This window comes from Streptomyces sp. NPDC001156, assembly GCF_053598275.1.
Genome location: NZ_JBSFJX010000212.1, coordinates 1 through 13,196 on the forward strand (window position 1 = coordinate 1; position 13,196 = coordinate 13,196).

Below are 13,196 nucleotides of genomic sequence, written 5' to 3' on the forward strand. Positions count from 1 at the left end.
GCGGGATGTCCAGTAACTCCGCCTTCATACACCGCAGTTACCCGTCTCAGGAGATCGACGAACTACAGCGGGCACCCAGATCTACGACTGAAGGGAACGAGTGGTGCGACACCCATTCCAACGGATACAGCGGCACGGCCGGCACCTATTCGGACATGGTCGACGGAACGCGCCTAACCACTGCAGAAGTGTGCGTATGGAATCGCACGACCCTCATCAATTGCGCAACGGTCAACCAGTAGGCTCCCGACCACACAGGCGGCCCGGGAGGCGTCCACTCGCCGAGGACCAGCGCCTGGCTGCCCGTCACCGATGGAACAAATCCGCACGATAGCCGGGTAGCGCAGGTCGATGTCAGAGGCGGCGAACGCGTCCAGCGTCTCCTCGGTCACCTGCTCGGTCGGCACTGGGTAGATGGCCTTGAGCGCCGGCACAAGCTTGGGGTGGTCCCTCTTCGACGCGAAACGCAGTGAGGCCCGCACGAGATGGATCAGGCAGGGGTCTTGCCCCAAGGCGGGCAAGGCGATTGCTGGACAGAATTGTTATTGTCGCGGCACATCGCGCCATCGACGCCGGGGGTTTCGTGTGAGTGAGTCGAGCCGTATAGGGTTGGTCGTCAGCGCACGGTGGCTCGCATATCCATCCGACCAGTCGTACATGGTCGAGTCCGCCGACATCGTTGCGGATGCCCTGTACGACCCGGCCCTGGGCCAATGCGCACCGGCGATCGGCGGGTTGCCGGTTCTGCACGATCCGTCCAAGGAGTTACTGGAGCAAAGCATCCGTCAGGCCTTCGAGAAGGCCTCCATCACGGAAAGCACCCTCTTGCTGTATTTCGTCGGTCACGGATACCCGGACGACGAGCGGTGCGAATACCACTTTATCCCGTCCGACCACCCGGCCGACTACGACGCCGTGGCGGTGCACGCCTATCCGCTCGGCGAGCGCATCAGCGCGCTGAACCTACGATTCCCTGGCACGGACGGCCTGATCCTGATGGTCGACACCTGTGAGTCCGGCAGGTTGTGGGAGCCGGAGCGGCGGGCCTGGACCTTGGCTATGCCCCGGGCTGTGATCGCCACCGCCACCGGCCGTGGGTCCGCCTGGAACGCCGACTTCACCCGGGTGGTGGGTGAGGGCGTCCAGGCGGGTATTCCGTCGGCTGGCTATCACCTGAGCCCTGCCGACTTCAAGCCGCTGCTGTTGGAGCTGACAAAGCAGCGGGCGCATCACTTCGATCACAGCAGAAGCGACGACGAAGGCCTGTGGATCAGCGTCAACCGTGCCTCCAGTGTCAGCCGCCTGACGGAAGTGGTGCGCCAAGTGACGGGCGGTCGCGGGCTGGAACGCATCAACCGTCGCTATCAGCGCCCAGAGGGGCACGAGCCGGTCGGAGAAGCTCTGCAAAGGCACCGGATGGTGGCGGTCCTGGGGCCGAGCGGCTGCGGCAAGAGCGCCACGCTGCAGATGACAGCGATCGACTCCCTCGATCTGGATCGAACCGGCCTGGATCCTGATCCCAGACAACCCAGGCAGGCCGTGGCGTTCTTTCCGATCGCCGGTGACACCGCCGCCGTGGGCTTCGCCCAGCAGATCGCCCGGCAGCTCGACATATCGTCAGGAGGTCTGTTTCAGGAGGCCGAGCAGGACTTTCTCGCGACGTTGTCCTCGGACGAGGAGAAACGTCTCCCGGCTGTCGAGCGGTGGCTGACCGGTCCGTTGCGGCACCTACCTGCCGACTCCGACGTCCTGATCGTGATCGACGCCCTCGACCAGCTCCCCGATGCGGCCGGTTCCGAGATCCCTGACTGCATCGCCGAGCTGGACGATGCCACCCGGTACGGCCACGTCCGGGTGGTCGTGTCCGCACGCCACCGCCTCGGCTACCCAGCACCGGCTCTGCCATCGGGCTTCGAACGGATCAGGGTGCCGCCCGCCAGTGGCCGCCAAGTCCTCCGGTATCTCCAGCGGCGCGGACTTCACCCGGACCATGCCCCGGAGATCGTACGGATCGCCGGTGGTAACTGGCTGATCATCACCCTGCTCTGCAACGAGCTGGACGGTCCCTCCGTCCGTGACGGAGGACTGCCGACTACCCGTACAGACCTCTACAACCGACTCCTGTCACGGGCCTGCGGCGGCGACGAGGCGCTGTGGGCCGCGCGTTTCGCCCCCGTCCTTGGGGTACTGGCGTCTGCGGGCCACGACGTCGCCATGCCGCTGCCTTTGCTGCGGGCCGCCAGCGCCCTGCTGGACGGGCCGGCGACCGTCCCCGCCATACGTACCGTGGTGGTCGCTCTGCGCGATGTGGTGGAGCGCATGGACCCGGGAACCGACGGGGAGGAGCTCACACTGATCCACTCGACGCTCATTGAGCATCTGCGCGGCGCACTCAACCGCTTCCCCCTTCCCGACCCCGCCCGTACTCACTCGGCAATCGCCTCGGCCCTGGCTACCCTTGCGCCCATGGACCGGGACCGCGACAGACCCAGGGACAGCGATCCGGTACGGGCGTACGCCGAGAGCATGGAGGCTGCTCACCGCTGGGAAGCCGGGGATCTGGACGGAGCGGTCGACGTGCTGATCCGCCGTCCGGCACTGCGGGCCATCGACAACAGGGACCGCTGGACGAAGTGGTCGCGCATGATCGCCGACCGACTCGGACCCGTCTCGCTGCTCAGCCTCAGAGCGCGGCGCGAGCTGGCATCGTGGACCAGCCGCTGCGGCATGTTCGAACCGGCCACGCAGCTCTACGACCGGCTGCTGCCTGACGTCACTGACGCACTGGGCGAGGACGACCCGCTCGCCCTGCGCGTGGAACTGGACGCGGCATCCTTCCGCGGCGTGTCGGGCCATGCCATCGAGGCACGGGACCGGCTGGATCAGCTGGTAACGCGCATCGTCCTGATCGCCGGACCGCACAGCGAGGTCGCGCTCGAGGCCCGCCACGCGCTCGGGAACTGGATCGGCCTCGCGGGCACCCCCCGCGAGGCGAGGCAACGGCTACGCGATGTCCTGCGCGACTGCCGGGAGCACCTGGGCGAGGACCATCCCGAAACCCTTGCCGCCCGCAACAGCCTTGCCCGCTGGACCGGCGAATCCGGCCGCGCCGCACAGGCCGTGGACGAGTTCCGGGCACTGCTGCCCCTCCAAGAACGGCAACTCGGCCCACTCCACCGGGAGACCCTGCGCACACGCAACAACATCGCCTACTGGAGCGGCGAAGCGGGCCGGCCCGAAGAGACCCTGGCGCTCCTGCGCGAGCTGATCGACGACCAGACAGCGGCGCTGGGCGAGGACCACCCAGACACCCTCCGCACCCGCCACGGCATCGGGCTGTGGACCGGCGTCAACGGAGACCCCGCCGAGGCGATGGGCATCTTGAGCGGCGTGCTGGAGGACCGGGTCCGCGTCCTGGGCCCCGACCACCCGGACACCCTGCGCACGCAGAACAACCTCGGCCGGTGGACCGGTGTGCTAGGGCGGTACGACGAGGCGATCCGCATCCTCGAAGAGGTGAGGGAGCGTCGCACCAGGACACTCGGCGCGGCTCATCCGGACACGATGCGGACGGTCAACAACATCATCGATTCGACCGGCGCCTGCGGCGACCACGCCGGGGCCCTACGCCTCGCGGACGAACTACTCCCCCTTCAGGAGGACGTCCTCGGTCCTCTCCACCAGGACACCCTCAGGACCCGCTTCAACCGTGCGAAGTGGCAGGCCGCCGAGGGCGACCGAAGCGGCGCGCTGGCCGCACTGCGCTCCTTGCTGCGTGACCAGCGGGACGCCCTCGGCGCTCCGCATCCCGACACCCGGCGCACCGCCGAAGAGATCGCCGCGCTGGACGATGCCTCCGGATGATCCTCAGGAGACACGCGAGGAGTCGGGGGATTCCGGGTCTGCCGCCTGCAACGCCCGCAGGGCATGCGTCACATCGCCGGCCATGCCCTTGAGAACCACCTCGCGCGTCCCATGCGGGCCGGTCGTCCGCACCATGGCCTCCAGCGGAGCCGAGCCGTTCGGCAACGACCTCGACGTGCGGCGTGCATCGATCACACGCAGTGCGATGTCAAGGGCGGGTGCGGCGATCTCCAGGGCGGCCACCAGCAGTTCACCGCCCTGACGCCCCGGCACCGAAGGATCGGGAACACGCTTGACGGGCCCCCGCACTGCAGGCAGCGCCTCCAACTCGGCGCGGATCTCGCGCACGGCCTGCCGGGCTGTCTCCGCGCCAGCGTCCGACACCACCGGGGAAGAGATCGCTACCTCGAGCACCACAGTGTCCACGTCCACAAGACCACAATAGTTGCCAACGGCCGGGAGAAAGAGGGAGTTTCATGGGTTTGGAGATCGGCCTTGTCATCTTCGACTGCGACGGCGTCCTGGTGGACAGCGAACGCCTCGCCGCACGCGTCGACTCCGCCATGATCACCCGGCTCGGCTGGACGCTGAGCCCCCAGGACGTCGCACGACGCTTCGTCGGCCACTCCAAGCAGTACATGCGCGAGCAGATCGAGCAGCATCTGGAAACGACACTGCCCGACGACTGGCAGACCCCGTTCGAGGAAGCGTACTGGGCGCTCGTCGACGCGGAACTCACTGCGGTCGAGGGCGTACGCGAAGTGATCGAGCGGCTCACCGTACCGTACTGCGTCGCCTCCAACGGCAGTCACGAGAAGATACACCGCTCACTCAGCCACGCGAGCCTGCTGCCGCTCTTCGCCGGCCGGCTGTTCAGCGCCGACGATGTGGCCGCCCCCAAGCCCGCCCCCGATCTGCATCTTCATGCGGCCGCAGCCATGGGTGTCCCGCCGCAGGCATGCGTGGTGATCGAGGACAGCTACTCCGGAATCCGCGCCGCACGAGCAGCAGGCATGCGGACCTTCGGCTTCACCGCAGGCGTGGCAGCCGCCGACCAACTGGCAGGACCCGCGACCGTCCTGTTCAACAAGATGAGCGAGCTGCCGACGCTGCTCGCCGACGCGGGAATGCCCGAACACGGCCCGAGACTGCGGTAGCGACCCGCAAGGCGGCCGACCGGGTCGCCAACGGTCGGTGCCGGTTCCGCCGGTCGCGAGCAGGACCGACCCCTCCGTCTGATCCGTGCCGTCATGAGGCCGGCACGACCTCGAGTTCGGTGAGGGCCCTCATCCGGTCACCGCTGTGGTGCGGCGCTCCAGGGCAACGCCCACGGCACCTGGAGGGCGCTGCCCGGCCGGGCGGTGCGCGGTTCCCGGAATCCGTGACCGTTGTGTTCGGGACGGTCACGTGTCGCTTGTGGGAGGCGGCTTACTGGCGGAGCTCGGGCGCGACGTACTCGAACGTCGGGCCGGCTGTGTTGTCGTCGCCGTCGAGGGTCTGCATCAGGTTCTGCGCCTTTCCCTTGAGCGCGTACATCGTGCCCATGGCGGCCCCGAGCATCTGCGGCTTGCCGTTGAACGCCTGCTCCAGTTGTTGGAGCAGAGCGCAGTACGCCTGGTTGAACTGGTCCTGCGCGCCCCGGATCGGATCACCCTCAGGGTGGTCCTCGAGCCGGGGATTGGGGCGCATGGGGTAGATCCCGTCGAGGTCGACCACCAGGGCTTCACCCGTGGGTCCGGATTGCGGCGTGTCACCGGGCTGGTGTCGACGGCCCAGCTTGAGCTCCAGGAAGCGGTAGTAGTGCGAGACCTCGTTGCGGTCTGGGTGGAAGACGTCCTGGTCGTTGTCCCAGACCGCCCCGCGTGCCGCCCCCTCCCCCTGTTCGACGATTTCCTCGATCGCCGTCAGCGCCGAGGCAAGATCGGTGACCGCGGTCAACTGGCCGCTTGTGTGGGCGAAAGGGCCCGCGGTGAGCTGACGAGCCGGGTCACCGGTGAAGACCTTCTGCTCACCGAGCTCGGCACTGAGATGGCGCAGTCCTTGTTCGATCGCGTCATAGAACTGCCCGATCGTCTCGTAGTCGTCTCCTTCAGCCCGGGCGCCGGGGAGGGCCGGCTGCTCGAGGCGGAGGAACATCTCCAGGGCTTCGGGTCCGAACGGGAGGAGGGACAGCTGTATGGAGCGGTCGCCATGGGGCAGGGCGCGCGGGTGGGCCGGCAGTATGTGGGGCGCGTCCAGGATGGGTTGGCCGCCGACCGCGTTGAGGAGATTCGCCGCCAGCGCCAGATGGAGCATCTCCTCGACGAAGACACCGCTGACGGCCTGAACCGCGTCCGGGTTCCGGTGCGGATCGAGGGAGTAAAGGGCGCACAAGTAGGGCGGCAGCGTTGCGTGTTCCAGCTCGAGCGCCCATTGAAAGTGTTCGCGGAGACTTTCGAGTGTCGTGATCGGCGCCCTCCACGGCGCCGCGTCGCTCTTGAGCTGTTGTGAGTTGTTCAACGTATTCTCGCTAGGTCGTCGCCACGGGTGGGTGCGACGGAGAGCCTGTGACAAGGTGGACGATTACAGCCTTTCCGTCCACCGAAGGCACCTTCTCTGCCGATCACCAGCATTGACAGGACGGCCGGCGAAACTGTGACAACAGCAGCGGGGCGGCGTTCTTGTTCCGCCAGATGATGTAGCGGCGGATCATGCCGCCCTGCTCCTTGTGGCCGGTGTGGTCAGTGCCATCGAGCGCGAAGTAGCGCAGGGCGGCGAACTGGGCCTCGATGCGGTGGTGAGCCAGGAGCCGTTGGTCGAGGTATAGGCGAGTTCGACGTGGTTGGCGGCGGCCCAGTCGCCGACCCGGTAGCTCCCATTAGGTGCGGGGAGAGGTTGTCGAGCGCGATCTCGATCCGGATCTCCTACGCCGAGTTGGCTGACCTGGACCTGAGCCGATTCTGCTTCGCCTGCTCCAACCTCGACGGCGCCACGCTCACTGGCTGCGACCTGACGCGCGCGACACTCACCGGCGCGGAGCTGACCGGGGCGGACCTCACCGGGGCCATCGGCATCGACACACCCCCGCCCCCGGCCGGTTCGGCCGCACAGAGCTGACACGGCGCAGGGGAGCACGGATAGAGAACTTTCGCCACGAACCGGACACCACCCGACGTCACCGAGGCCCTGGACCCGGAGTATGTTCGCACCGGTCTTCCGCAATTATGTCGGCAGCAGATATCAATCATGGACCAATTGGGTGTTGGACGGATCGCCGCGCGCACCCTAGCCTCTGAAATACCACCTCGCTCTCATGCTCACCAGAAATGTTTCTGTCGAGATCCATTGAAACCCCCATGGTGCAGGGACAGATGCCGTTCAGCGACATAGGAAAAATTCGTGCGGGATTACGCCGACCATAAGGCACGACCATATCCGCACAATGGCTCCGCTGCATCGGATCGATTCCGGCGATGGCGCACCCGATTCCCGGGGGCATCGTCCACATAAACAAGACCGCGCTTTCGGATCTGGTCGTAGCGGCCGGAAGGGCGGGGCACTCCCCACCGCCCCCCGCCGAAGCCCGCTGGGCTGGCCAAGGCCCGATACCTACCGCAGAGGACGGCATGGACATCGCAAGGTTCGAGACCCTGATCGTTTCCGTCCGCCGCCTCATCCGGCAGGATCTCGTGCCGCGTGAGGCCGAGATCGAGGAGAAGGACGAAGTTCCCACCGACATTCGCGAGAAGGCTCTCGGGATGGGTCTGTTCGGCTACACCCTTCCCGAGGAATACGGCGGACTGGGCCTGAATACCGTCGAAGACGTGCGCTTGGCGATCGAATTCGGGTACACCACGATGGCGTTCCGGTCGATGTTCGCCACCAACGTCGGTCTGGCTGGCAGGGTTCTGGTCAATGCTGGGACCGAGGACCAGAAACGCACCTGGCTTCCCCGGTTGGCCAAGGGCGCCATCGCGTCGTTCGCGCTGTCCGAACCGGAGGCCGGGTCGGACCCCTCGGGCATGAAGACCCGCGCTGTGCGCAGCGATGACGGCGGCTTCGTCATCAGCGGTGCCAAGCGCTTCATCACCAACGCTCCGGTCGCCGACGTTTTCGTGGTCTTCGCACGGACGGGAACCGGTGCCAGGCCCACAGACGGAATCTCTTGCTTCCTCGTCGAGGCGGGCACTGCCGGTCTCTCCGTCGGTCCGAGGGATGGGAAAACGGGACAGGCTGGGTCCTTGTCGAGCGCGGTCTACTTCGACGAGGTGAAGGTTCCGCGCAGCGCGCTCGTCGGCGGCGCCGAAGGGGTCGGCTTCACGACGGCGATGCGGAGCCTCGCAACCGGCCGCCTGAACGTGGCTGCTCTGAGTGTCGGAATGACACAGCGACTGCTCGAAGAGTCCATCGCCCATGCGCAGAACAACAGGCAGGGCGGTCACACGATCGGAGAGTTCCAACTGGTACAGGCGATGCTCGCCGAGACCAAGACCGAACTCGACGCGGGCCGCGAACTGGTGCTCGCCGCCGCCCGTCGGTACCAGTCCGCCACGGACACCAAGATCGGTCCATCCACCGCAAAACTGTTCTGTACCGAAGCCGCCGTGCGGGCAGCCGATCGCGCAGTGCAGATCCATGGCGGGTTGGGTTACATGCGGGCGACGCCCGTGGAGCGGCTCTCCCGCGATGTGCGGGTGCTACCGATCTACGAGGGGACCAGCGAAATCCAGAAACTCATCATCGGCCGGGCACTGCTGCGCGCGGACGGGCAATGAGGAGTCAACTGGCGCGGACGGCGTCTTCGAGCTCAGGTTCCACTGCAAGACCGTGACCCGACAGGATCCTCCACCCCTAAGCACCGCCGACACGAAGGGCATTCGATGACGGCCTCTCATTCCCCAGCCATCCTCGCCGACGTGGTGATCTGCGAGCCGGTGCGCACACCGGTCGGCCGCCGGGACGGCGTGTTCGCCAGCCTGCCCGCCAGCGATCTGGCCACGGCCGTGCTCGAAGGTCTGATGGCCCGAACCGGGCTCGGCGAAGGCGATGTTGACGATGTGGTCTTCGGCCAGTGCTACGCCAACAGCGAGGCACCGGCGATAGGGCGCGTCGCGGCTCTGAACGCCGGGCTCGGTGTGGAGACGAGCGGGATGCAGCTGGACCGGCGCTGCGGATCGGGACTGCAGGCCGTGATGTACGCCTGCCTGCAAGTGGCTGCCGGAGTCAGCGACGTGGTCATCGCCGGCGGAGTGGAATCAATGAGCAACGCCGAGCACTACGCGCTGGGACTGCGCGGCGGAACCCGCAGTGCCGCGATCGAACTGCACGACAGGATCAGCCGCGGCCGGACCACCGCCGGCGGGTATCGCTACCCGGTACCCGGGGGAATGCTCGAGACGGCCGAGAACCTGCGCGCTGAGTACCGGATCTCGCGCGAAGAACAGGACGAGCTCGCACTGCGCTCACAGCAGGCTGCGGGCAAGGCAATGCGTGACGGTCGCTTCGACGAGGAGATCGTGCCGGTCACGGTGCCCGCGCAGGGAAAGCGCCCCGCCGTGCGGGTGACCCGGGACGAGCACCCCCGCCCGGACACCAGAGCCGCCGACCTGCAGCGGCTGCGCCCGATTCGCCGCGACATCGACCCGGATGCGACCGTGACCGCCGGCAACGCGAGCGGGGAGAACGACGGCGCGTCCGCGTGCGTGGTCACCACGTGGGCCAGGGCCGCACAGCTGGGCCTGAGCCCCCTCGTGCGCCCGCTGGCCTGGTCGGTGGCCGGGGTCCCACCGAGGACCATGGGCATAGGCCCGGTTCCCGCCACGGCCAAGGTACTGGACCGCCTCGGACTGCGACTGGCCGACATGGACCTGATCGAGCTCAACGAGGCGTTCTCCGCACAGGTGCTGGCCTGTCTGCGGGAGTGGAACTTCACCGACGCCGATTACGACCGTTTCAACGTCAACGGCTCTGGGATATCCCTCGGACATCCGGTCGGCGCCACCGGTGCCCGCATCCTCACCACGGTGACCCGTGAACTGGAGCGACGGGGAGGCCGCTACGCGCTGGAAACCATGTGCCTGGGCGGTGGGCAGGGCATGGCCGCTGTCTTCGAACGGGTCGCGTGAGGCCGACCCGACAGCCGGGCGGGTGCACTGCGGAGTCGGAGACGCCATGTGCTGCCGTGGTGCCGTACCGCCGCACCGCCAAATGATCAAGAAAGGAAGAACCATGCTGAGCGGGAGGTCCGCCGTCGTCACCGGCGGCGCACAGGGTATCGGCCTGGCCATCGCCAGGGCACTGGTCGCCCAGGGAGCCCGGGTGGTGATCGGTGATCTCAACGAGGCTGTGGCCCGGCAGGCGGTCGAAGACCTCGGGGGCGACTCCTTCGCGCGTTTCAGTCTCTGCGACGTCCGGGACAGCGCAATGGTCGAGCACCTCCTCGACACGGCCGAGGAGGCGTTCGGGCCGGTCGACATCTTCGTCAACAACGCCGGCCTGACCCGGGACGCCACTTTGCGCAATATGTCCGAAGAGGACTTCGACGCGGTCGTCGACGTGCACCTGAAGGGCACCTGGAACGGCGTCCGCGCCGCCGCGGCACGGATGCGCGAGCGGGAGGCCGGTTCGATCGTGAACATCTCCTCAATGGCCGGCAAGGTCGGAAACATCGGTCAGACCAACTACTCCGCCGCCAAGGCAGGCATCGTCGGTCTCACCAAGGCCGCGGCGAAAGAGCTCGCATACAGGGGGATCCGGGTGAACGCGGTCCAGCCCGGCTTCATCGCGACACCGATGACCGAGACCATGCCCGAGCACGTCAAGCAGCAGAAGATGGCCGAAATCCCGATGAACCGGGTGGGCACTGCGGCAGAGGTGGCGAACGTGGTGGTCTTCCTGGCGAGCGACATGTCGAGCTACATGACCGGTGCCGTCCTCGAAGTGGCGGGCGGGAGGTTCATGTGAGCGCCGCCAGGCAACCCTTCACCCGGACATTCGCCACTGCCGAGGACCTGCAGGCGGCGGTCGGCAGCACGCTGGGCACCAGCGACTGGCTCGAGGTCGACCAGCACCGGATCGACCTGTTCGGCGAAGCCACCGGCGACCGCCAGTGGATCCACGTCGACCCCGAGCGGGCGAAGGACGGCCCCTTCGGGACCACCATCGCCCACGGCTTCCTCACACTCTCCCTCCTCGTACCGCTGACCTCCGGCCTTCTCCGGCTGGACGGCGCGCGGATGAAACTCAACTACGGCCTCGACCGGGTTCGCTTCCTGACACCGGTGACCGTCGGGTCACGGGTACGCGCCGCGGCGAAGCTTCTCGCCGTCCAGGAGATCGAGGCGGGCCTGCGCGCCAAACTGCACACCACCATCGAACTCGAAGGATCTCACCGCCCCGCCTGCATCGCCGAGACGCTCGTCCTGATCGTCCCCGACACCGCGCGCTAGCGCAGGTGTCCTCTGGCAGGTCCGCTGTCCGGGATCAGGGTCGACCGGCCCGTACCAGGGGGCACAGGCACGGGGATACCGGGGCATGCCCGGCCTCGGTGGACGGTGGTCGGCCGAGCTGCGCTCGGACGGACCGCGTCTGAACCTCCGGCAACTACACCGACTGAGTGGAAGTCAGATGAAAAGAAGAGTCCGACGCTCGGAGCTGGCCACACCGGCCAGCAACGACCGCATGTTCGCCAAGGCCGCTGGCTCCGGCGCAGACCTGGTGTTCCTAGATCTGGAGGACGCCTGCGCACCTGCCGAGCGGGAAGCCGCCCGGGGCAAAGCCGCCAGGGCACTGCGCGACCTGGACTGGGGCCGCACCACCCGAGCCATCCGGATGAACGGGGTGAACACCCGCTGGGCGCACGGGGACGTGATCGAGGTCGTCACCGGCGCGCGCGAGGCGCTGGACGTGATCATCGTCCCCAAGGTCCGGACGGCCCGGGATGTGTGGTGGGTGGACGTCCTGCTCACCCAGCTCGAAGAGACGCTGAACCTGCGCAAACGGATCGCCCTCGAAGTCCTCATCGAAGAGACCGAGGGCCTGCAGAACGTCGCGGAGATAGCTCGTTCCAGCGACCGACTTGAGGCCATCATCTTCGGCGCGGGAGACTTCTCCGCCGCTCAGGGCGCCCGGGTCGACACCAACTTCGACCCGATCGTGGACTACCCGGGCGACATCTGGCACTACGCGCGCTCCCGGATCGTGGTCGCCGCCCGCGCGGCGGGAATCGACGCGATCGACGCACCGTTCCCCAACTACCGTGATCTGGCCGCCTACCGGGCTGCGGCACGGCAGGCGGCCGCGATGGGCTACGCGGGCAAGTGGGCGATCCATCCCGGCCAGGTGGATGTGGCCAACGAGGTGTTCGCACCCACCCCGGAGGAGATCGCGCACGCCCGCAGGCTGGTGGCCACCTATCGCGAGGCCGAGGCCGGCGGCCTGGGCGCCACCGGGCTGGACGGCATGCTCGTCGACGCCGCTCACTTGCGCCTGGCCGAGAACATCACCAGCCGGGCCGAACTGCTCGGCCTCTGAATCCGTTGCCCAGTCCTGCGCCGGCTGCCGGTCCGCCTGGGAGCGGGAGTTCGAGCGTGACGGTCCTGCCGTTGCCGTAAAGGGGCGCGATCGTGCGCTCTTTCACGGCAACGGCATGGCGGCAGAACGACAGCTGCACGGCAGTAGCCACGGCACGGCACGGCACCATGGAGTGCGGGTCGGACCGTACGAGGTGGTGTGCTGGCGCCTGGCGGATGGCGGCCGGTCCGGTGCGCTACCCGGGTCCGCGGTGCACGGGGCCGTGACGCCGTCCGTCGACCGATTTCGTATATGTCCCGTCGCCAGCGGGCCGCCGTCCTGGCCGCCGGAAATCCACCGGCGGGGAGCGGCTCTGCGCGCTCCCCGCCCCGTGGCTCGGCTCCCCGGGGTTGGGAGCTGTTCGGTTTCGGATGTGCAGGAGTGTGTGTGCGTGTGCACGAGCGTGTACTGGTTCGTGGTGTTGCAGCGCGCACGCGTCGCATGGCGGGCACTGTCAGTGCGGGCCGGTAGCGTTCTTCCTGTTGCTGATCACGTGTTGGGGAGGGGGGTGCATCGATGCGTGGTGAGTCGCTGCGCACGATCGCTGCCCCTTTCGTGGCCGTCGGTCCGTCCGGCGTGGCGATCCGCACCCGCATCAAGGGCCTCACGCCGGACGATGAGCAGGTGTTACGTGTGGTCGGCGCGCATCTGGGGTCGCTGGCCTCGAGGGATCTCAAACGCCGGTGTGCTGAGGGCCTGGAGCACTCCGCGGATACGTGGGCCAGGCGCAAGCGGGCCCTGACCGACACGTCGTCCTCGCGGTGGGCCGGTTCGATCACGAA

General features: G+C 67.6%; 10 protein-coding genes and 3 pseudogenes. 9 read left to right on the top strand and 4 right to left on the bottom strand.

The features are described from left to right. Positions 1–323 precede the first annotated feature (323 nt). Positions 324–527 (bottom strand): annotated as a pseudogene (locus ACWDA7_RS43430) (transposase); the annotation flags it as partial. Between the two features lie 130 nt (positions 528–657). Here ACWDA7_RS43430 and ACWDA7_RS43435 point away from each other — a divergent pair. Further along, on the top strand, positions 658–3,864 hold the full coding sequence (locus ACWDA7_RS43435; protein ID WP_450612469.1) for a tetratricopeptide repeat protein: 3,207 nt from the start codon (positions 658–660) through the stop codon (positions 3,862–3,864). Between the two features lie 3 nt (positions 3,865–3,867). Here ACWDA7_RS43435 and ACWDA7_RS43440 read toward each other — a convergent pair whose 3' ends face one another. Beyond that, the gene (locus ACWDA7_RS43440) at positions 3,868–4,296 is read right to left on the bottom strand and encodes a hypothetical protein (RefSeq protein WP_450612471.1); all 429 of its coding nucleotides are present in this window, start codon (positions 4,294–4,296) and stop codon (positions 3,868–3,870) included. Between the two features lie 44 nt (positions 4,297–4,340). Between ACWDA7_RS43440 and ACWDA7_RS43445 the strand changes: the two genes are divergently transcribed. Then, positions 4,341–5,021, top strand: coding sequence for an HAD family hydrolase (locus ACWDA7_RS43445; RefSeq protein ID WP_450612473.1), 681 nt, complete (start codon positions 4,341–4,343; stop codon positions 5,019–5,021). A gap of 271 nt (positions 5,022–5,292) precedes the next feature. Here the strand turns inward: ACWDA7_RS43445 and ACWDA7_RS43450 are convergent, their stop codons facing one another. Next, positions 5,293–6,363, bottom strand: coding sequence for a ferritin-like domain-containing protein (locus tag ACWDA7_RS43450; protein WP_450612475.1), 1,071 nt, complete (start codon positions 6,361–6,363; stop codon positions 5,293–5,295). A gap of 103 nt (positions 6,364–6,466) precedes the next feature. Next, positions 6,467–6,767, bottom strand: a pseudogene (locus tag ACWDA7_RS43455) (hypothetical protein); the annotation flags it as partial. 10 nt (positions 6,768–6,777) lie between these two features. On the opposite strand from ACWDA7_RS43455, the gene ACWDA7_RS43460 reads away from it, so the two are divergent. From ACWDA7_RS43460 to ACWDA7_RS43490, 7 genes and pseudogenes are all read left to right on the top strand, one after another. Continuing rightward, positions 6,778–6,960 carry a pentapeptide repeat-containing protein gene (locus ACWDA7_RS43460; protein ID WP_450612486.1) on the top strand — a complete coding sequence of 61 codons (183 nt, stop codon included), beginning with the start codon at positions 6,778–6,780 and terminating at the stop codon, positions 6,958–6,960. A 509-nt stretch (positions 6,961–7,469) separates the two neighbouring features. Next, positions 7,470–8,618, top strand: a complete 1,149-nt coding sequence (locus tag ACWDA7_RS43465) for an acyl-CoA dehydrogenase family protein (RefSeq protein WP_450612477.1) — start codon at positions 7,470–7,472, stop codon at positions 8,616–8,618. A gap of 105 nt (positions 8,619–8,723) precedes the next feature. Further along, positions 8,724–9,968 (top strand): acetyl-CoA C-acetyltransferase, encoded by a 1,245-nt coding sequence (locus ACWDA7_RS43470; RefSeq protein ID WP_450612479.1) that lies wholly within the window; start codon positions 8,724–8,726, stop codon positions 9,966–9,968. A 103-nt stretch (positions 9,969–10,071) separates the two neighbouring features. Then, positions 10,072–10,806 (top strand): 3-oxoacyl-ACP reductase FabG, encoded by a 735-nt coding sequence (gene fabG / locus ACWDA7_RS43475; protein WP_450612481.1) that lies wholly within the window; start codon positions 10,072–10,074, stop codon positions 10,804–10,806. Then, on the top strand, positions 10,803–11,291 hold the full coding sequence (locus tag ACWDA7_RS43480; RefSeq protein ID WP_450612482.1) for a MaoC family dehydratase: 489 nt from the start codon (positions 10,803–10,805) through the stop codon (positions 11,289–11,291). Before fabG ends, ACWDA7_RS43480 begins: the two co-directional genes overlap by 4 nt. Before the next feature lie 178 nt (positions 11,292–11,469). Then, a complete protein-coding gene (locus ACWDA7_RS43485; protein WP_450612484.1) occupies positions 11,470–12,375 on the top strand; it encodes an HpcH/HpaI aldolase/citrate lyase family protein in 906 nt (301 codons plus the stop codon). A 555-nt stretch (positions 12,376–12,930) separates the two neighbouring features. After that, positions 12,931–13,196, top strand: a pseudogene (locus ACWDA7_RS43490) (IS200/IS605 family accessory protein TnpB-related protein); the annotation flags it as partial.

Bases quoted from the DNA above. Each gene is read 5' to 3' on its own strand.
- ACWDA7_RS43485 (WP_450612484.1), top strand. From the start codon at position 11,470: ATGAAAAGAAGAGTCCGACGCTCGGAGCTGGCCACACCGGCCAGCAAC.
- ACWDA7_RS43465 (WP_450612477.1), top strand. From the start codon at position 7,470: ATGGACATCGCAAGGTTCGAGACCCTGATCGTTTCCGTCCGCCGCCTC.
- fabG (WP_450612481.1), top strand. From the start codon at position 10,072: ATGCTGAGCGGGAGGTCCGCCGTCGTCACCGGCGGCGCACAGGGTATC.
- ACWDA7_RS43470 (WP_450612479.1), top strand. From the start codon at position 8,724: ATGACGGCCTCTCATTCCCCAGCCATCCTCGCCGACGTGGTGATCTGC.
- ACWDA7_RS43445 (WP_450612473.1), top strand. From the start codon at position 4,341: ATGGGTTTGGAGATCGGCCTTGTCATCTTCGACTGCGACGGCGTCCTG.
- ACWDA7_RS43435 (WP_450612469.1), top strand. From the start codon at position 658: ATGGTCGAGTCCGCCGACATCGTTGCGGATGCCCTGTACGACCCGGCC.